This window comes from Undibacterium sp. SXout20W (assembly GCF_049340285.1).
Taxonomy (GTDB): Bacteria; Pseudomonadota; Gammaproteobacteria; order Burkholderiales; family Burkholderiaceae_D; genus Undibacterium.
Map to the genome: position 1 here is coordinate 18,857 of NZ_JBMPPH010000001.1, position 19,895 is coordinate 38,751.

The following is a 19,895-nucleotide window of genomic DNA, read 5'->3' on the forward strand; positions in this document are numbered from 1 at the left end:
CAAAGCGATGACAGACTAAAAAGTTTTAATGATTCAGATTGACTGCATTCGCCACCATTATTGGATACCTTCGAAAAGGGCATCTCAATGTGCTGGCAGCTTATTTTTACCAGGCATTACTAGCCTGGCGTTGTACATTTTCAAGAGAGCACCCGTCGCAACTCCTCATCAACGCGATGCCAGATCGCCAGCCAAGTTACTTCGAAGCAAACTCTTTATTTATTAGAAATTTATTGCGTATTTATTGCGTATTTATTGCGTATTTATTGCGTATTTATTAATCTTTCCGGGGCAAGTATTTGGTATTCTTGCAATTGTGCCGAGCCCAATAGTTGCCCATCAGAATCACGATACACGCGAACGCGACCCCAGCCTGCGGGTAATACGACTACTTCTTTACCCAACGCCAGGCGTTGTCCATGCAAAAAACGCGTTGCCAACTCGTCGTTTAAGCGCACGACCGGAAAACTCGACAGCAAAGCGTCTACCGGATCCAACAAGGTCAGGCGTTCCTGCTCAGGCAATGTCTCCAGAGATTCCAAAGTGATCGATTTCTCCAGAATCAAATGCCCCACCTGAATCCGGCGCAATTCTTTCAAATGTGCACCACAACCCAGTGCGGCACCAATATCTTCACCAAGTACACGAACATATGTCCCTTTGCTGCATTTCACTTTCAGCGTCAGCAAAGGTGCATCGTAAGCGAGCAGCGCCAATTCATGAATGATGACATCACGCGCGTCGCGTTCCAGCGTCACGCCAGCACGGGCGTATTCGTATAGCGGTTTACCATCCCGCTTAAGTGCAGAATACATGGGGGGCACCTGTTGAATCGGACCCGTAAATTGCAGCAATACCTGCTCAATTTGCGCGACGCTTACATTCACCGCCTTTTGCTCCACAACCTCACCTTCGGTATCACCGGTAGTCGTCGTCATCCCCAGATGCACCACTGTTGTGTAAGTTTTATCCGCTTCCAGCAAATCCTGGGAAAACTTCGTTGCCTCACCAAAGCACAATGGCAGCAGTCCAGTCGCAAAAGGATCAAGCGTGCCAGTATGCCCCGCCTTGAGGGCATTCATAAACCGTTTAGCTTTAATCAAGGCATCATTACTGGAAAACCCAACTGGTTTATCCAATAGCAGAACACCGTGCACAGGCACACGGGGGCGTTTTTTTATCTGGGTAGTCATAGAGAAGACCGTCCGCAATACCGGTCAGTGATCAATTTTATTCGTCGTCTTTCGCGCCATCATCAGCAGCGACATCAGCGTCGTTATTGATATCAACTTCGACATCAACTTGAGCATCGACTTTGGCATCATCTTTGGCCCGCGTTGCATTTGCTTCGTCGATCAGTTTCGACATCGCGAGACCGCGTATGGTCGAGGTATCGTGAATAAAATGCAATTGCGGTAGCGTATGAATATGCAAACGCAAACCTAATTTCGCACGCAAAAAGCCTGCCGCCTTCGATAATGCATCATTGGTTGCTTTGACAGCAACCGGATCATCCACCAATGTCGTGAAATAAATTTTGGCGTGGGCGTAATCAGGCGTCAACTGAACTTCAGTCAACGTGATCATACCTACGCGAGGGTCTTTTAATTCGGACCAGATTATTTCCGCCAAATCCTTCTGAATCTGGTCTGCTACCCGCAAACCACGACCAGGAATATTTTTACTATGTTTTGCCATAAATTCTTTTCAACGCCGTCATCATTGCCATAAAGCAGAACCCCGGAACTAGTCCGGGGTTGAAGTGATTAGAGCGTACGCGCTATCTCTTGAACTTCAAATATTTCGAGCGAATCGCCCACCTGGATATCGTTGTAACCTTTCAGTGACAAGCCGCATTCCATACCCGCTTTGACTTCTTTTGCGTCGTCTTTGTAACGCTTCAGAGAATCCAGCTCACCTGTCCATGTCACCACATTATTACGCAGCAAACGAACTGACGATGTACGCTTGACTGTACCATCAGTAACCAGGCAACCTGCAATCGCGCCAACTTTGCTGACCAGGAAAACCTGACGAACTTCGACCATACCGATGATCTGTTCGCGTTTTTCTGGTGCCAACATACCGGACAAGGCTGCTTTAACTTCATCAACGGCATCGTAAATGATGTTGTAGTAGCGAATATCCACGCCATTAGACTCAGCCAATTTACGGGCAGAAGCATCTGCACGTGTGTTAAAGCCGATAATGACTGCTTTAGATGCCACCGCCAGGTTGACGTCATTTTCAGAAATACCACCAACCGCTGCGTGAACCACTTGGACACGGACTTCGGAGTTGGACAACTTCTGCAAGGACTGAACCAGCGCTTCTTGCGAACCTTGAACGTCGGTTTTGACAATGATAGGCAAGTTTTTAACTTCGCCTTCACCCATGTTTTCAAACATGTTTTCAAGTTTAGCTGCTTGCTGTTTCGCCAACTTAACATCACGGAACTTACCTTGACGGAACAAAGCGATTTCACGTGCTTTGCGTTCATCAACCATGACCATAACTTCTTCACCAGCTGCAGGCACTTCAGTCAAGCCTTGAATTTCTACTGGAATTGACGGACCAGCTTGCGCAATATTTTGACCGTTTTCATCCAACATCGCACGAACACGGCCATAGGACGAACCAGCCAATACCACGTCACCGCGCTTCAATGTACCGGACTGAACCAGAATTGTTGCCACAGTACCGCGACCTTTATCCAGACGCGCTTCAACCACCAAGCCTTTAGCAGGTGCATCTTTCGGTGCGCGCAACTCAAGAACTTCAGCTTGCAACAAGACGTTTTCCAGCAAGGAATCAATACCTTGACCGGTTTTTGCAGAGACTTGTACAAATGGTGAATCGCCACCGTATTCTTCAGGAACCACGCTTTCAGCGATCAATTCTTGCGTTACACGATCTGCGTTGCCACCTGGTTTATCGATCTTATTGATCGCTACCACCAGCGGTACGCCAGCAGCTTTTGCATGGGCAATCGCTTCTTTGGTTTGCGGCATCACGCCGTCGTCCGCTGCCACCACCAGAATAACGATATCCGTTGCCTTCGCACCACGTGCACGCATTGCCGTAAAGGCTTCGTGACCTGGTGTATCAAGGAAAGTAATCATGCCACGTGGTGTTTCTACGTGGTAAGCACCGATGTGCTGGGTAATACCACCTGCCTCACCCGACGCCACTTTAGCGCGACGAATATAATCGAGCAAAGATGTTTTACCGTGATCAACGTGACCCATCACCGTTACAACTGGGGCGCGCGGGAAGGATTCGTATTCTGCGTGTTCAGCAACATCAGTCAGCAATGCTTCTGGATCATCCAGTTTGGCAGCAAACGCTTTGTGACCCATTTCTTCTACCAGAATCATTGCTGTTTCCTGGTCGAGAACCTGGTTGATCGTGCACATTTGACCTAACTTCATCAAATGCTTAATCACTTCCGATGCCTTCACTGACATTTTGTGCGCCAATTCAGCAACAGTCAGCGTTTCAGGCACGAACACATCTTTAACAATGGCCTCAACCGGCACTTGGAAGTTAGATTCACGATCGTCATGATGATTGTTGCGACGGCCTTTAGGACCACCTTTCCAACCTTCACGACCGCCAGAAGTATCGCCGCGGGTTTTCAAGCCACCGCTACGTTTTTTGGATTCTTCTGACCATGTAGAGGAGACATTCGCGGATTTAATCGCTTTTTTGTCAGCTGTTGCTGGCTTTTTCTCTTCTTTTTTCTCGGTCGTCGCTGCACCCGCTGCCGCTGGCTTCTTCTCGCCAGCTTTTTTATCGGCTGGTTTATGCAAAGTACCTTCAGCAACTTTTGGCGCTACAACTGGTGCCGGTGCTGGTGCTTTGACCGGACGACGCGCTGCATTCATCATTTCTTTAATTTGTGCAACTTCGTCAGCGACTGCTTTTCTTGCTTTTTCAGTTGCTGCTGCACGTTCCACTGCCTCTTTGGCTTCTAAGGCAGCTTTTTTCTTTGCTTCTTCTGCGTCCAAACGTTTCTTCTCTTCATCTGACTGAGAAGGTTTTACTTCTACAGTTTTTGCCGCAGCAGCGGCTGCTGCAGCTTGTTCCGCTTTCAAGCGCTCGGCTGCCGCTTTTGCTGCTTCAGCCTCTGCCGCTTCACGCATTGCTTTTGCCTGGGCTTCTTTTTCAGCCTCCAGCTTAGCCAGGCGCTCTTGTTTTTCGCGTAATTCTGCTTCCTGACGAGCAATCAACTCGGCCTCGCGGCGAGCATCTTCTTCGTTCAGTTCAACTTCTTCTACTTCGGCGACTGGTGTACGTGCTGCAGCGTCATCGGCGACAACTTCGTCGCGTTTAACAAAAGTACGTTTCTTACGAACTTCGACCTGAATGGTGCGAGATTTGCCCGTAGCATCCGCCTGTTTGATCTCCGTTGTCTCTTTACGAGTCAGGGTGATTTTCTTTTTTTCATTGTCAACAGCAGATCCATGGGAACGACGCAGGTGTTCCAGCAGTCTATCCTTGTCTTCTTTTGTCAATGAATCTGACGTCGAATTTTTATCGACGCCTGCCGCACGCAATTGCGTGAGCAATACATCAGCTGACATTTTCAGCTCGGTGGCAAATTGGGCAACGTTGTTACTCGCCATTCAGTCCTCTTTTTCTATGTGCGCGTTATGAATATGAAACCCGTGAATTACTTAGCTTCTACGAGTTTCCAGGCGGTAGCTAGCAAAGCCTTGGCCTGATCATCATATTTAGCGTCGATGAGTTTCATCTCATCATCGGTCACATCTTCAAATGCTTCTTTAATCAAATGGCGTGAACGGTCGGCAGACAATGCCAAAATCGCGCCAAATTCGTCGTAAGCCAGACCTGCGAAAGCGTCCAATGTTTTAATACCTGACAAACCCAGTTTGCCAGCAGTAACACGAGTCATACCTTCGAGGTTCAACAAATTATCATCCATGCCTTCCAAACCTTCTTCGGAAGCAATCGCCTCTGTCAAAAGCGCGTCGCGAGCACGGTTACGCAATTCTGTGACGGTATCTTCATCAAATGCTTCGATTTCCAGCATTTCACTGATAGGCACGTAAGCAATTTCTTCAAGGCTAGAGAAACCTTCATCAACCAAAATCTCGGCAACTTCCTGGTCAACGTCGAGTTTTTCCATGAACAATGCCCGGATACCAGCAGTTTCCTGCTCAGCCTTGCTGGCGGATTCTTCTGCCGTCATGATGTTGATTTGCCAGCCTGTCAATTCCGCTGCAAGACGGACGTTTTGCCCACTGCGACCAATCGCGATTGCCAGATTTTCTTCATCAACCACAACATCCATACCGTGTTTTTCTTCATCAACCATGATCGAAGAAACATTGGCAGGAGCCAAAGCGCCGATGACGAATTGTGCCGGATCTTCAGACCACAATACGATATCAACACGTTCGCCACCTAATTCACCAGTCACCGCCTGAACGCGGGAACCACGCATACCGACGCAAGTACCGATAGGATCGATACGTTTGTCACTCGTATGAACTGCGATTTTTGCGCGAACGCCAGCGTCACGCGCAGCAGATTTAATGACCAGAGTGCCTTGTTCGATTTCCGGCACTTCCAGCTCAAATAATTTCATGATGAATTCTGGCGCTGTACGAGACAAGATCACTTGTGGGCCACGGGCATTGCGATCGATACGCAAAATGTAGGCGCGAACACGATCACCAACCCGCAGATTTTCTTTCGGGATCATTTGATCACGTGGCAAACGCGCTTCGATTTTGCCGGACTCAACAACCGCGTCGCCGCGTTCCATACGCTTGATGGTGCCTGTTACCAGAGAATCACCACGCTCGAGGAAGTCAGCCAAAATTTGTTCGCGTTCAGCATCGCGGATACGCTGCAAAACGACTTGTTTTGTGTCTTGCGCAAAACGACGGCCAAAATCGACGGATTCAATTTCTTCTTCGATGTAATCATCGATTTGAATTTCCGGATCATCTTCCACCGCTTCAAAATGCAATATTTCCTGGTCTGGCAATTGCAAACCTGCCTCATCAGGCACGACGTGCCAACGACGGAAAGAACGGAACTCACCAGTATCACGATCAATTTCTACGCGGATATCCACTTCACCAGGGAAGCGTTTTTTTGTCGCTTGTCCCAAAGCATGTTCCAAGGCACCGAAAACGACTTCTTCGTCAACGTTTTTTTCGCGTGCCAGCACATCCACCAATAACAACAAATCACGACTCATGCTTTGCGACTCCTAAAATCCACTTGTGGCACCAGACGTGCCTTATCCACATCGGCGAGCGTAAACTCCAGCATTGCCGACCCATCTTTTACTTCAAATTCCAGCTTTAGATTTTCGCCCTCAGGCTCGTGTAACACACCGGTAAAAGTTTTGCGGTTTGGCGTGCCTGGCATCGCCATGCGCAATTTGATGGTCACTTCGCAACCAACAAAACGCACATAATCGGCAACTTTCTTCAAAGGACGGTCTAAGCCCGGGGAAGAAACTTCCAGACGTTCGTAATTAACATTTTCTACCGTTAACACGTGTGACAATTGGTGACTAACTTTTTCACAATCTTCGACTGCGATATTGCCTTTTTCAAGGTCAGCCGGCAAAAAGTCAATGTACACCCGGAAAAGGCCGCGTTCAGCCTGTTCAAAGTCAACCAGATCGTATCCGGTACCGTTGACGGTTTTTTCTATCAAATCCAACAAAACCAAACTATTCTCCGATAAACACAAACCTCAATAAAAATAACAACCAGGGGGCGCAAATGGGAAAACCAAAAAAAAATGGGCTAAGCCCATCTTTTCTTTGCGCCCGGATTTTAAATTCATCAGGCATAAACTACTAACTACCAGATTATAAACGATTATTTACCCTGTCGCAATCAAAAACAGGGTAAAACAACCACAATTCGGCAGTCAGATCAAGCGCCACGCGCACGGCGGCGAGCTGCAATCCCCTGCCCAATTGCTTGTCCACTACCTCTGGACGTTGGGCCACGGCGCTGTTGTCCAGCATCTGGAAAACCTAATGCGGTTTGCAATGGATCGGGCTGACGTGGGCGCTTTTTCGCACCATTTCCGGCTGAATTTCCAGTTCCACTAGCATACGCACCAGACTTATTACCATTGGCATTACCGCCACGACCCGCACCAAACTCACCGCGCGACTCACCACGTCCGCTGGACATTGGGAAAGTTGGCTGTTTTTGAGCGTAAGGACCGGCAGGCGCTGCTTTATTTCCAAACGGCTTACCACCTTTTGCAGCCGGTTTATCACTGGCAGTTTTTTCCAAGCCACTCAACTTTAAGAGACTGCGAACTGCATCTTCTTCCAACTCTTCCCAGCGGCCACGCTTCAGGTTTGCTGGCAATGTCATTGCGCCGTAACGCGTACGAATCAGACGAGACACAGTCAGACCAACTGCCTCAAACATCCGTCGAACTTCACGATTACGACCTTCGCCGATGATGACGCGATACCACTTATTAACGCCCTCGCCACCACCATCAGAGATTTTTGAAAATTGTGCCAGACCATCTTCCAACTCAACACCGGCCAGCAAACGCTGACGCATACCCTCTTCCAACTCACCCAGGGTACGCACCGCATATTCACGCTCAATACCATAACGTGGATGCATTAAACGGTTCGCCAGATCACCAGACGTCGTGAACATCAATAGACCTTCTGTGTTGTAATCAAGACGACCAACCGCCAACCATTTACCTAACTTCATTGTTGGCAAACTATCAAATACGGATGTACGACCCTCAGGATCATTAGTACTAACGATCTCACCGGCTGGCTTATGGTAGATCAAGACGCGTGGCGGCTTTTTGCTGACTTTGCGCATGATAGGCTTGCCATTGATGCGCACTTGATCCGTGGGCAAAATACGCTGACCAATATGGGCTGGTTCACCATTAACAGAAACACGACCAGCAACAATTAAATCTTCCATATCACGGCGTGACCCAAGACCCGCTTCAGCCAACACTTTATGGAGCTTCGGTGCATCATCATCTGCCGTTAAATCGCGACGTACCGGCTTCGCATTACGACCACGACCTTTGGCATCATCCGCATCAGAGAGATTAGCATCATAGGCATCTGAAGTAACAAATGAAAACACATCATCTGGATTATTAGCTTCTTTACGAGCAACATTTGCTTGCGAAGAACGCTTGCCATTACCACGGTTTGGACCTCGCCCTGCTTGCACACCTTCACGCGGTGGACGTGCCGGACGATCTGCGCGCTCCGCGCGATCACCCCGTTCTGGACGCTCAGCGCGCTCCGCACGCTCTGGACGCTCCGCACGCTCTGGACGATCAGCCCGGGCAGTACGCTCTGCCCGAGGAGCAGCTTGCTCACCCTCTGGACGAGGCTTGCGTGGGCGATTTTGATTAGCAGAACGAGGCGCACGCGGAGGGCGGGCATTTTCCGACAATCCCTCACTAGCCGTAAGCTGTGCACCAGCATCAACCGACGCCGCTTGCTCAACATTCTCCGTTTTAGGACGCGGGGAGCGACGCATATTTCGAGGTCCACGGACTCCGCGCGGGCCACGGCTATTCGGCTTACCTTCTGCAGCGCCAGCGACCGTAGAGTCACCACCAGGATTTTTATCGGCTTTTACATCTTCAGGATTCATGGGATTCATTCTTCAATTCATTTAATTCTATTTGCGGCTGCTGCTCAGCATCCAGTTCATTATCTGGCACCGGAACATCGGCAGCCTGATCACTTAATTTTTCAATTTCTGAGGACGTTGATGGCTCAACATCCAAATTTATAGGCATTTCGGCAACTAATGCGGGGGTATTTCCTACGTCAAAAGTAATGCCCTGTGCCGACTCCACACCAGCGTCAGCCTCAGCCTCAGCGTCGGACAACGGACTAACTTCCTCACCAGAGGCACGAAGTTCAAGACCGCCTGCGTCGACGATGTCGCCAATTTCGTCAATTTCGCCAATTTCAACTATTGCATGAGATTCAGCCACAATGAGATCTTCACTCAGCTCGACAGCAACTGAGACCATTCCTGCAAAATTTGGCTCATCGGCTCCAAAACCGGCCAATTGTGCTTCAAGATCTGGCGCAGCCACCACTGCATCGTCATCATCTTTGCGCACCTGCTGCAATGGCGGCAATTGATCCAGAGAGGCAAGCCCCATATCACTCAGGAACTGTTTGGTCGTAGCAAATAATGCCGGACGCCCAGGTACATCACGGTGACCGATGGTTTCAATCCAACCTCGATCTTCCAGGGTTTTCACCATTTGAGTCGCGACGGTAACACCACGTATTTCTTCAATATCGCCGCGTGTCACCGGTTGACGGTAAGCAATAATTGCCAGCGTCTCCAGAGTCGCCCGAGAGTATTTTGGCGGCTTTTCGGGATTTAACCTATCAATGTAGGCGCGCATTTCCGGCCGACTTTGAAAACGCCACCCAGTCGACAAGCCCACTAATTCAATTCCTTTATCGGACCAATCACGACGCAAATCTTCTAACATCATTTTGATTGTATCCGCACCGACCACATCACCTTGATCGTCGGCTTCCTGAAACAGTTTTTTCAAATTATTGACTGTCAGCGGCTCAGGCGCGCATAACAAGGCTGTTTCGAGGACTCGCTTTGCCTCAGCAGTATTCATGCAAGTAATAGATTACACGGGTTTAATTGATGCCATACACTGGGTCAAACCGGAAGTATCAACGGCCAGAACCCACGCTTTTTATGTATTTAATTTTGTCGCAAGCAATTTTACTTACAACGCCCGTCGAGCGGGCAGATCAGGGAGTTTTGAAAGTGCAATTTATTTTTTGCACTATACCCGTCAAATCAGTAGACACTAGATTGTAGTCCAGAAATTCCGAAGCAATCAAAAATATATTGCTTACCGATGAAAAAGCCACGATTTAAGTACTTTTTTAAAAATAACATTGCCGATCACCATTTTTAATAGTGCTAAACTGACACCTACATCCACTGCAAATGGCAAAACGCTGATTTCCAAAAAAGCAGTCAATCTTGGTTTGTTACCGCCTTGATCATACCGGAATTAATCCAGGTCAACGAAAGTCATCTCCACGCGCCAATCTGAATCTCGGCAAACACTTTATAATAATACAGGCCAGACAGCCAGACAATGCCGTCAAAACAGCGTTTTGGTGACGGACTAGTTGCAAGCGATCTTTATGGTCAATCTTGCGGGTCAATCATTAAGATCAATTCATCAGACTCCCATTGACGCGCGACAAAATTGCGTTAAGGCACCCCAAATTTAAAAAATATCATTCTGTTATTAAATATAGATTATTTTTTGCCTTGGAGTGTGCGGTTAACTAAGACCAGTGTTACCAGTATTGCCAGTATTGCCAACATTATCCAGGCAGAACAATGCTGCGGTAATAAAATAGCGCTAGCATGGTGTTACCCAAGGACAACCATCACTCAACGCCTGCCTATCATCGAGTTTGACGCAGGCTTAGTTTCAAAAATATCAATCAACATTAGTGATAAACAAAAGTTAACAAGAAATATGAAATTAACGATCCGTTTTTTTGCCTTAGTGAGTTGCATTAGTATTAACACAACCGCTTTTGCCTCTGAAGAGAGTATTCCGACGACCCCGGCGACTACGCAAAACACCAGCGAAGATTGGGCGATTCACGCTCAATTAACCAATATCACACAAAAACACGCGAATTTTTCCGCTGCCTATACTGGTCAACAAAGTTTGAGCCCCGTAGGACGTACAGAAGAAACTACTGACCTGACCGTATTTATCGGCAGACGTTTGTGGAAAGGCGCTGAAGTTTGGATCAATCCCGAAATAGATCAGGGTCACGGTTTTAACGACACCTTAGGTGCAGCTGGCTACCCAAATGGCGGCGCCTACAAGGTCGGGGCAAATCAGCCTTATCTCAGAATCCCTCGTCTATTCGTACATCAAACCGTATCATTGGGTGGCGAGGAATCACACATTGATTCCGCAGCCAATCAACTTGCAAATACTGTCAGCGCAAATAATCTGGCAGTCACTGTGGGCAAGTTCGCTGTCACGGACGTCTTTGATACCAACAGCTACGCGCATGATCCACGCGCCGATTTCATGAATTGGTCCGCCTTAGATGGTGGCAGCTATGACTACGCGGCGGATCCTTGGGGCTTTACCTGGGGTGGCGCAGTTGAATGGACGCAAGATTGGTGGACATTACGTGCGGGCTTTTTTCAATTATCGCCAGTACCAAATGGCAAAATTACGCGCGTACACTTTGGCGGCAACTCGACGAATATCGAATTTGAAGCTCGACATGATTGGGCAGGACATCCAGGCAAAGTCAAACTATTAGCGTGGATCAATCAAGGCGATATGGCAAGTTATCAGGATGCAGTAACACTTGGTCAACAAACCAACTCGACACCTGATGTGGGATTAGTGCGCAAATACAGTTCCCGTCCAGGCGTCGTATTGAATATAGAGCAAGAAATATCCGCCAGGGTCGGTGCTTTTTTACGTTTGAGCGCCAATCGAGGCAATAAAGAAACCTATGAATTTACGGATATTAATCAATCTCTCTCAACAGGTCTGTCGATCAAAGGCGACAGTTGGGGACGTCGCGATGACACGATCGGTATAGCACTCGCTGAAAATCGGATTTCCAGTCAGGCGCAAGCGTATTTTGCCGCGGGTGGACTTGGATTATTGATCGGCGATGGGCGACTCAATTACGCACCAGAAAAAGTCACAGAAATCTATTACGCATGGCATGTTCACCCCAGCGTTACGCTGACATTCGACTATCAACACTTGACCAATCCTGCCTACAACCAAGATAGGGGCCCGATTTCCGTGTACGGTATTCGTACGCATGCAAGTTTTTAACACGCAAACTGTACTAAGACATACATCGGAAGTTGGACCAACCTGACGATGTATGTCGCTTCAACGCCACCAACACAGCCATCAAGGATGTTAAGGGTTACAGTAATCGCAGTATTTCGGCATCACATCCTTGCGCAGAAACTCTTCTGATTCAAAAGCGCACGACACGCATCGATATAAAACCGCCCTCGGTTGCTTAGATGGCCTCGCACATTGAAGACAAATCGCCCCCGGCACAGGCGCATAGGCGCCAAAGCCGGGCAGATGACACTGAGGACAAAAAGAAATCAGCCTGGTCGCCAGATCCTGCGCGCAGCGCCCTATCATTTGCATACGCCGCGGATTACGATGCGCGCGCATGTCAGTAGCCAACTCAACCGGACCATCTCGCAATGCCCGTCTGACGCTCGCCCTGAACGATGACATCGTGGTACACGTTTTATCAAAGACACTTTGATTTGCTCCACCAACAATAATGCCGTGCTGCGGAAAACCTACGACCGCTGCAAAACTCAGTGCTTCGTCCATCGTCGCCACGCACTTGCTTGCAAAATTAGTCTCCGCGCCCTGCACAAAAGCGCTGATTTCAAGCTGCTCCCGGGCGTCGTACCAGACTAAAATTTCACGCCCCCAAGGTGTTATTCCCACCCATGGATCGCTACCAAAACTGCCCTCACTACCCAGTCCAAAACGCGCACCACTCAGACTGCACGCGAGCTGCGCCTTTCGTCTGGCAGCATCCAGCATTGTCCCTTCGCGATCAACCTCACCGGTAAAAGTACCTAAGGAATCCGTATCAAATCCATCAACAGTAAACACCGCGTATCCAGCTTGGGCAAGAGGTGGCGCAATGGCTTCAGCCTTACCATGGCAGGTTAATAACGCTGTTGATAAAAGATCACCCATACTTAAACTAACTCCGGGACCCAATGATTTTCTGTCGCTGTGTGTCTGACATATCTAAAAATCTCATCACTTGCTGGTTCGATACAAAATAAATGCAACCACCCCCCATTGACTAACTGCGACAACTTTTCATGCTTGTGAACTATCTCAGCAATCGCGGCGCGCGGCGCTTCCAACCAGACTGATAAACGCAACGGTGTGTGAACCCACTGCTGGCCATCGTGCAAGGACTGCATAGGCAATCCTATGCGTAAATCCCCACCGTTGCCCTCAAAAACCCCGATGTTACCACCAACCACATTGTGCAGAACTTTGTTGCCGCTGCCCCACCGGCGATTATCAACTGTCGACGCAAAATATTGCATATTTATCCAATGCGCAACGACGACTGGCGCGGTCAGTATTTGCTCTAAGACACGATGGTCACTGTCCTCATGATGATTATAATCATTTAAGAAACTTCTGCCATCAAGGTTCATATGTTTAGTCCGCTGACGAGGTGCAGCAATAAAGGCAGCATTATTTGCCAAAGCCCATTCAGGACGTACTTGCGACCAATCGTTCGCTTTGTGACGCAAAGTATTGAGCAGACGTGACGGCGCAATCTCCGTCAAACCCAATGTTGGCGCCCGCTCAGCGCGAACCATCTGCGACGCCTGCGACAACCATGCACGGGCTTGCTGCAAAGTCGCACTATGTGCCAGTCTATCTGGAATATCAAACAGATTAAGCTCATCGGTACTGGTCAGGTGCAAGCCTGCGATAAAACAGGTGTCGACAGGAATGTCGATTCCCTTTCTTTGCAAACCAAGTCTGACTTCATCACGATTCAACAATTCAGCCAGAACACGCGCATTCACCTCGCCACTCTGACCACAACAGGCACCACAATCGAGGCCTGCCGCATGCGGGTTATTGGCAGATTGGCTGCCATGGCCGACCAATAACACTAAAGGTGCAAAACCTGACGTGATGGACATCGCCGTCAGCACGTTCGCAGCCAGATCAACGATATGATGCAAGTCCACATTTTCTAATACTGGACGAATTTCTGCACGTTCAGAAGGATGCAAACCCGCACCGTCCGCCACGGCAACCATTTGTCGATCCAGACTTGATTTGAGCAACTTCAGCGCGTAACTGAGGCCGGTCGTTTCGACAAAACCAAAACCGCTGCTTGCAGAAGTCCGAAAACGATCCCATGCCTGCATCATGCCGAGGCGCAAGCGACGTTTTTTTAAGAGACGTTCAGAATCCCGCGATGAACCATGCTTGGCGACGACCCGCATTGTCGGCGCCAACAGTCCCGGCAATTGCGGTCGCGCCACTGCGCCAGCAAATGGAAGATAATCAATCGGCAATCCAAAAAATCCTGCGAAACCGTGCGTCGAGATCGAGGGCTCACAGGTTTCCAGCGCCCGCCTTATCCGCTCAGAACGCACGTCAATGCAGAAAACTGCTTGTAAGGCCGGACGGCTTACAAGCGGTGATGCTGCATCGCGGCCATTTACGTGATTCAGGTCTTTAGTTAGCCTTTTATTTAGTCCTTTATTCAATCCATCATTAACGTGCAATTGCCAACTTCTTTCTAATGCTTCCTGCCAAATCCAGGCTAGATCTTTTTGTTTGGCATGCTGCAAAAAATCATGTGGCGATGTCGTTGCAAGTAGTCTTTTGGCATACCATGTTTCCACCAGATCACGATGTTTAGGGCTATCGGCCAGCACCCATTCCCAGGCCAGAGTGATCGCCAGCAATTGCGACAAATGATTGTCCGTCTGACCTTCAAGCTGCGCCTGCCAATTTAAATAAGCACACCACGATGCCCAACCGTTGACGTTAAAAAGAAGCGCGCTGAAATACGATTCGTATTCCCGAGTTTGAAGTTTTAATTTTTCGCAAGCCAGACGAATCAATTCCTCATGGGTCGTTGGCAAGGCCGCGATGCGCTCAGCAATACCCTCAATGCCGGTAAATAGCGACGGGCCATTGTCATGCAAAGCGATCTCACGCCAGGCTGCATACAGTGAGGTTTCTGGTGTTGACTTCCAGCGCGCCTGCCCGCGATCAAACCAGGATGCGCAGTGCTGACCAATCGCATGGATAACCACATCGCGACAAGCCGGTTGATGCTGCAAATCGCGATTCGCGTCGATCATATCCACGAAAAAAATCGGTAGTGGTGTCGCACTATTTTCACGCTGTGACGCTTGCACTAATTCACTGACATTCAGTCCCAATCCAGAATCCGACAATACGTGACTTAAGGCCTGCTCATTCACCCTACCCTGCCGATACTCGGTGACGTACCAATCGAGGGGCATGGTGAAGCGTGACCCAATCAAACGATCCATCGTCGCGGAAGCAACTCTCATTGGCTGATCGATCCAGCCCCACCAAGGATTGACCGCAATCGAACGATCAAGTGGCCAGTTCGGTGCTACTCGTCCACATGCACTTTGCACCGCCTGCTCAATAGAGACGATGCCGTCATCTTTGAGCCCCACCAACAGGTTCTCCGACGTCTCGTTTGCCACCGCAGCCATCACTTCGTCAACACTTACCTTCATACGATTTCCTTCAATAATTTTGTCTTAACTGGCACCGGCAAACGAGCAGGCCAGATGCGTAATGTCAGGTGCGTTACAACTTCGTCGAGATGAAATCCGGCAAAAGCACGGGGATGCAGCCAGCGCGATAAAGCACCTTGCGGCTGACTAAGTACAACTTGCTGCACAATGAGCAACCCAAACAAACACGATCCGGCAAAAATCAAACCAAACATTGAGACGTGCGTTGCAGCGGGTGGTAAGAAGCCAAGGAATATAAAATGCCAGATACCGTAGACCAGCGCCAACCCAAAAGCCTGCGTAACTAACAACAGAATTTGCGACCACGCGCGCTGGGCATAAGGTGCATTCACCAATGGCAACAGACTTCCAACCAGCACCCCACCGAACAACCGGATACTTGGATCCTGGCGCGGATCGAGCCCTGTCAGGCAAGCCGCAAGCGAAATGCCTGACATCAAGCCTGTTATTGCAAGCAATTTTTGACTCGTATTGAGGCGATGATTTGCAGGGGCGATTTGCATCACTACGCGGCGGGACACCGTCTCACCGGAAGAAAGAAACGCATGCGCTTTGTACAAAGAATGCGCCAATAAGTGAAACAAGGCCAGGGCATACGCCCCTAGACCAATTTCCAGCAACATAAACCCCATTTGCGCACAGGTTGACCAGGCCAACATCACTTTGACACTGATACGTGTCATCATCACCAAGGCAGCGAGGCTGGCAGTAACACTCCCGACGACGACCAGCAGTAACTGCGCAAACGGCGCGGTCTCTATCAAACCCGTCATGCGCAGCAAAATAAAGCCACCAATATTGACAATACCCGCATGCAGTAAGGCGGAGACCGGTGTTGGCGCCTCCATGACTTGCAATAACCAACCATGAAATGGTAATTGTGCGCATTTTAAAATGGCGCTTATAACAAAGAGCAACGCCGCAATCTGAATACCGATGGGCGGCTGCGGTAATGCCGCAAGTGCCAGCGGAATTTGCTCTATTTGCAAGGTATTCAATTGCAAATAAATGAGCAGCGCGGCACCCCAGGTCAATACATCGGCGACGCGGCTAATGATGAATTTCTTATGGGCGGCAATCAACGCTGCCGGACGATTTTTATAAAAAATCAGCAATTGATGCAAGGTGAGACTACTAGTACTCCATGCAACACAGACCAAAAACAAATTGTTCAGCGTCACCAACAACCAGACATTCGCCAACGTAAGACATAGCCAACAAAGGTAACGCCGCAGCCCTTGATCACCAGCCAGATAATGTCGCGAATACGTCAATATTACCCAACCAAGAAAAGAGGTCAGCAACAGCATCAGACAACTTAAGGCATCAACTCTGACTGTAGGCAAAAATGCATCAACCGACACGCTTGCACTACCATAAAGCCAAACGCTCAATGCACTCAATATTGCCGTCACAATGGCTAAAATGGCGCCCAATTGCGCCACTCGCCACACCAAATTTAGCTTTACCCGGGTTTGACTGACCAAACCTGCTGCGACCAACAAAGTACATGGCAAAAGTAACACCAACAATGCCAGCATTGCTTGAATTCCCGCACCAGACGTCACAAAAAAGCCAACAAATACCGACATAAACGACCCCTTGAAACAAAACAATGTGGCTATTGTCAGTTGTTTTAGGTATATTGAATAATAAATAATATAAACAACATATATAGATAATCATCTATGAACATTCGCCATTTAAGTTTTAGGTTGCTGCAGGTTTATGTGCAAGTTGTTCGATTGGGCAATATTTCCGCGGCAGCGCGCGCTTTGCATTTGACGCAACCAACTGTGTCATTGCAGTTAAAGAAGTTGCGTGAAGCCATCGATGAACCCTTGTTCACGACGCGTGATGGCCGCATGGAAATGACGCATGTCGGTGAGGAGCTGTACCGGGCAGCCTGCGATGTATTAGTGCGCTTCGATGACTTTAACGGCTTTCTGGAGCAAGCGCGAGGCGGCAACTCCGGACACATTCATATTGGCATCGTTACGACGGCCAAATATGTGCTACCGCGCATCCTTGGCGCGTTTTATCGACAATATCCGCATGTCGGGGTCACTTTAAGCATCGGTAACCGCGCGCATATTCTGGAACGTTTTTCTAAGCAGGAAGACGATCTCTATATTTTTAGCCATCCGCCAAGTGGCAACGCGGTACAAGCCACACGTATTTTGAAAAATCCGCTACAAATCATTGCCCCTCTGAACCATTGGGCGACGCACAGAACCAGCCTCGAATTTGCAGAACTCAGAAATGAACGATTTTTGATTCGCGAACCAGGTTCCGCTACCAGGCTCATGTTTGAGTCATGGTTGAGTAGCCAAGGTATAGAATTGAGTGACACCATGCAAATTGAAAGTAATGAAGCGATCCGGCTCAGCACGGCCTCTGGTTTAGGCTTATCGGTGATTTCGGCTCACACGCTGCAAGAAGGACAAGAAAACCTCGCGATCTTGCCTGTGATTAATTTTCCACTTGAAAGCCATTGGTATCTGGTCAGCCGCAAAGATCGCCGCTTGCCACATGCAGCGATGCAGCTGATTCAATTTATGGCGGAACATTTGCAAGAATGTGTCGAGCCGCAGTGGGTTGCTCCCGACATCATTCATCTGGCGCAAAGTTTTAGCTAAGCGATTGAAGCTCAACCGGCAGCGATTGCGGCTTCAAGGCAGACAAATCGAAAAATTGCCTTAACGTTTTAACGTCGAGCCAATTTCCTTAATTCTACGCTCACCGGCTACCAGGTTTGCGGCCGACGAATGAACAGAATAATAGCCCATGACCAGCTCTTGGGGCAGCTTAGCGGCGGTTCCGACCAGGAACGCACAATCTGTTTTTGCATCAAACTTCATAGCACCATTCCCTTCTTCAAACACAGCCAGTTCACGCACCAATTCAGCGTCACTCACACTGAGCTGGCCAGATTGCGCAAACGTCCAGGCAATATCATGCGTACTGGCTGGCTGATACGTCCAGGATTCGCCGGCTTTAAGCTGTACCCACAAATAACTGACGTCAAACGGCGCCTTCACTTTACTTGTCAGATCTTGGTAGTTTCCCAATAACAACGTAACCGGACCAGCACGCGGCACCTCATTCTCCTGCACAAATTGTGCTGACGGTGTTGCCAGTTCGTGCGATGGTGGCATCGCGAACCAGGTTTGGAAGGCACGCATCTGATCACCTTTAAGACCACGGGCTTTATGCCAGATGCCACCACCTGTCATGACCCACTCCACGCCACCTTTTTTAACGGTATCGACCTGACCATCTGACGTGGTGTGTTCAATATCAAACGTCAATGGAAAGGTCAGCGTGGCAATTCCGGAATGCGGATGAAAACCAAACTGTGGCCCACTGCCTTCTGCCTCGACGTAGTCAAGAAAGATAAATGGCTTCAGTAAATGTCCCAAATCGCCAGGGCTCATCAAACGTGTGATTGGCCCATGAGTTTGGCCACCGGTGCGCGCAACGATTTTTCTTAATGTACTCATTTTGTCCCTTTCAAGCAATCCAGTTAATCCTGTACGTTAAGAAGTATAGAGGTGATTGCAGCACGGATAAAGCTGGGCAATTGGAAAAGACTCGTGCATGAATGGAACAATCTACCCTCAAACAACGAATGCCGATCGCTTTCCAAAAAATCACACTTTTCAGCAAGACCTTCGTTCGAGAATGACTTCAGTGAGCAGCAATACCTTTACCAGCTATGCAACGTTTTCTCGTGGTTATAAAGGCCCGGCTTATAACGTCTTCTCAATATAACGTCTTCTTCAATATGTTGAACCGCGATACGCTGGCCTTAAAACCAGAGACATCTGATTCCTTTGAAATCGAACTCAAAGCGCTCTTTCTCGATCGCAAACTCAGTCTCAATTTGGAGGCGTTTGAGTCTAAAAACACCAGGCCTCAAGCCAGCCATAAAGCTAACCTCGATGCCACTCTGTCTGGGACCGTGGTGACGCACCTGATCACTGCGGGTGACGATCAGATGCAACTCTGGTTTGAGAATGGCGCTGCAGACGGTTTCAACATCATGCCTCCTTTTTTGCCGGACGGATTAACGGATTTTGCTGAACTGGTCGTTCCTGTACTACAACGCCATGGACTCGTCCGCACGCGCTATAAGGGATCAACCCTGCGGGAGAATTTAGGTCTTTCTTTTCCAAGACACCAACGATAGGGATTACTGAATATCACCCCATGATGCTCACACAGCATCGATGGGGCAGCGTGGATGTCTAAGGCAAATCACTCATCGACCTCTCTATCCATCTTTAAGGCGTGATTTCATAACCGAGATTTTCCGACATTGTGGCAAGGCATCTGGAACGACGTCCAAACCTATATTCATTACTACATTCATTACTACATTCATTACTACATTCATTACTACATTCATTACTACATTCATTACTACATTCATTACTACATTCATTACTACATTCATTACTACATTCATTACTACATTCATTACTACATTCATTA

At 48.6% G+C, this 19,895-nt stretch carries 15 protein-coding genes; 3 read left to right on the top strand and 12 right to left on the bottom strand.

Annotated features, from left to right (window positions below; all coding sequences use genetic code 11):
• Window positions 1-263: 263 nt before the first annotated feature.
• From truB to scpB, 7 genes are all read right to left on the bottom strand, one after another.
• The gene (gene truB / locus ACO0K1_RS00090) at window positions 264-1,193 is read right to left on the bottom strand and encodes a tRNA pseudouridine(55) synthase TruB (RefSeq protein WP_423021793.1); all 930 of its coding nucleotides are present in this window, start codon (window positions 1,191-1,193) and stop codon (window positions 264-266) included.
• A gap of 37 nt (window positions 1,194-1,230) precedes the next feature.
• Complete coding sequence (rbfA, locus tag ACO0K1_RS00095) at window positions 1,231-1,698, bottom strand: 30S ribosome-binding factor RbfA (RefSeq protein ID WP_423021794.1); 468 nt, start codon at window positions 1,696-1,698, stop codon at window positions 1,231-1,233.
• 68 nt (window positions 1,699-1,766) lie between these two features.
• Window positions 1,767-4,628 carry a translation initiation factor IF-2 gene (gene infB, locus ACO0K1_RS00100; protein ID WP_423021795.1) on the bottom strand — a complete coding sequence of 954 codons (2,862 nt, stop codon included), beginning with the start codon at window positions 4,626-4,628 and terminating at the stop codon, window positions 1,767-1,769.
• Between the two features lie 47 nt (window positions 4,629-4,675).
• Window positions 4,676-6,235 carry a transcription termination factor NusA gene (nusA, locus tag ACO0K1_RS00105; protein WP_423021796.1) on the bottom strand — a complete coding sequence of 520 codons (1,560 nt, stop codon included), beginning with the start codon at window positions 6,233-6,235 and terminating at the stop codon, window positions 4,676-4,678.
• Window positions 6,232-6,717: a ribosome maturation factor RimP gene (gene rimP / locus ACO0K1_RS00110; protein ID WP_422996680.1), complete on the bottom strand. Its 486-nt coding sequence runs from the start codon at window positions 6,715-6,717 to the stop codon at window positions 6,232-6,234. Before rimP ends, nusA begins: the two co-directional genes overlap by 4 nt.
• 209 nt (window positions 6,718-6,926) lie before the next feature.
• On the bottom strand, window positions 6,927-8,660 hold the full coding sequence (locus tag ACO0K1_RS00115; RefSeq protein WP_423021797.1) for a pseudouridine synthase: 1,734 nt from the start codon (window positions 8,658-8,660) through the stop codon (window positions 6,927-6,929).
• Entirely contained in the window at window positions 8,650-9,666 is a 1,017-nt protein-coding gene (scpB, locus tag ACO0K1_RS00120; protein WP_423021798.1) for an SMC-Scp complex subunit ScpB, read from the bottom strand. Before scpB ends, ACO0K1_RS00115 begins: the two co-directional genes overlap by 11 nt.
• An 888-nt stretch (window positions 9,667-10,554) precedes the next feature.
• On the opposite strand from scpB, the gene ACO0K1_RS00125 reads away from it, so the two are divergent.
• Window positions 10,555-11,901: a carbohydrate porin gene (locus ACO0K1_RS00125; RefSeq protein ID WP_423021799.1), complete on the top strand. Its 1,347-nt coding sequence runs from the start codon at window positions 10,555-10,557 to the stop codon at window positions 11,899-11,901.
• 90 nt (window positions 11,902-11,991) lie between these two features.
• On the opposite strand, the gene ACO0K1_RS00130 is transcribed toward ACO0K1_RS00125, so the two are convergent.
• The 3 genes from ACO0K1_RS00130 to ACO0K1_RS00140 are packed head-to-tail and all read right to left on the bottom strand — an operon-like array spanning window position 11,992 to window position 16,990.
• Entirely contained in the window at window positions 11,992-12,807 is an 816-nt protein-coding gene (locus tag ACO0K1_RS00130; protein ID WP_423021800.1) for a DUF6671 family protein, read from the bottom strand.
• A gap of 2 nt (window positions 12,808-12,809) precedes the next feature.
• Window positions 12,810-15,377: a YbcC family protein gene (locus ACO0K1_RS00135; RefSeq protein ID WP_423021801.1), complete on the bottom strand. Its 2,568-nt coding sequence runs from the start codon at window positions 15,375-15,377 to the stop codon at window positions 12,810-12,812.
• Window positions 15,374-16,990, bottom strand: coding sequence for an NADH-quinone oxidoreductase subunit L (locus ACO0K1_RS00140; RefSeq protein ID WP_423021802.1), 1,617 nt, complete (start codon window positions 16,988-16,990; stop codon window positions 15,374-15,376). The genes ACO0K1_RS00135 and ACO0K1_RS00140 overlap by 4 nt, the downstream gene beginning before the upstream one ends.
• 96 nt (window positions 16,991-17,086) lie before the next feature.
• Here ACO0K1_RS00140 and ACO0K1_RS00145 point away from each other — a divergent pair, with 96 nt between their 5' ends.
• A complete protein-coding gene (locus ACO0K1_RS00145; RefSeq protein WP_423021803.1) occupies window positions 17,087-18,037 on the top strand; it encodes a LysR family transcriptional regulator in 951 nt (316 codons plus the stop codon).
• A 60-nt stretch (window positions 18,038-18,097) separates the two neighbouring features.
• Here ACO0K1_RS00145 and ACO0K1_RS00150 read toward each other — a convergent pair whose 3' ends face one another.
• Entirely contained in the window at window positions 18,098-18,901 is an 804-nt protein-coding gene (locus tag ACO0K1_RS00150) for a pirin family protein (protein ID WP_423021804.1), read from the bottom strand.
• A 215-nt stretch (window positions 18,902-19,116) separates the two neighbouring features.
• On the opposite strand from ACO0K1_RS00150, the gene ACO0K1_RS00155 reads away from it, so the two are divergent.
• Window positions 19,117-19,590, top strand: a complete 474-nt coding sequence (locus ACO0K1_RS00155) for a hypothetical protein (protein WP_423021805.1) — start codon at window positions 19,117-19,119, stop codon at window positions 19,588-19,590.
• 84 nt (window positions 19,591-19,674) lie between these two features.
• On the opposite strand, the gene ACO0K1_RS00160 is transcribed toward ACO0K1_RS00155, so the two are convergent.
• A partial coding sequence (locus ACO0K1_RS00160; protein ID WP_423021806.1) for a hypothetical protein occupies window positions 19,675-19,895 on the bottom strand: 221 nt, incomplete at its 5' end.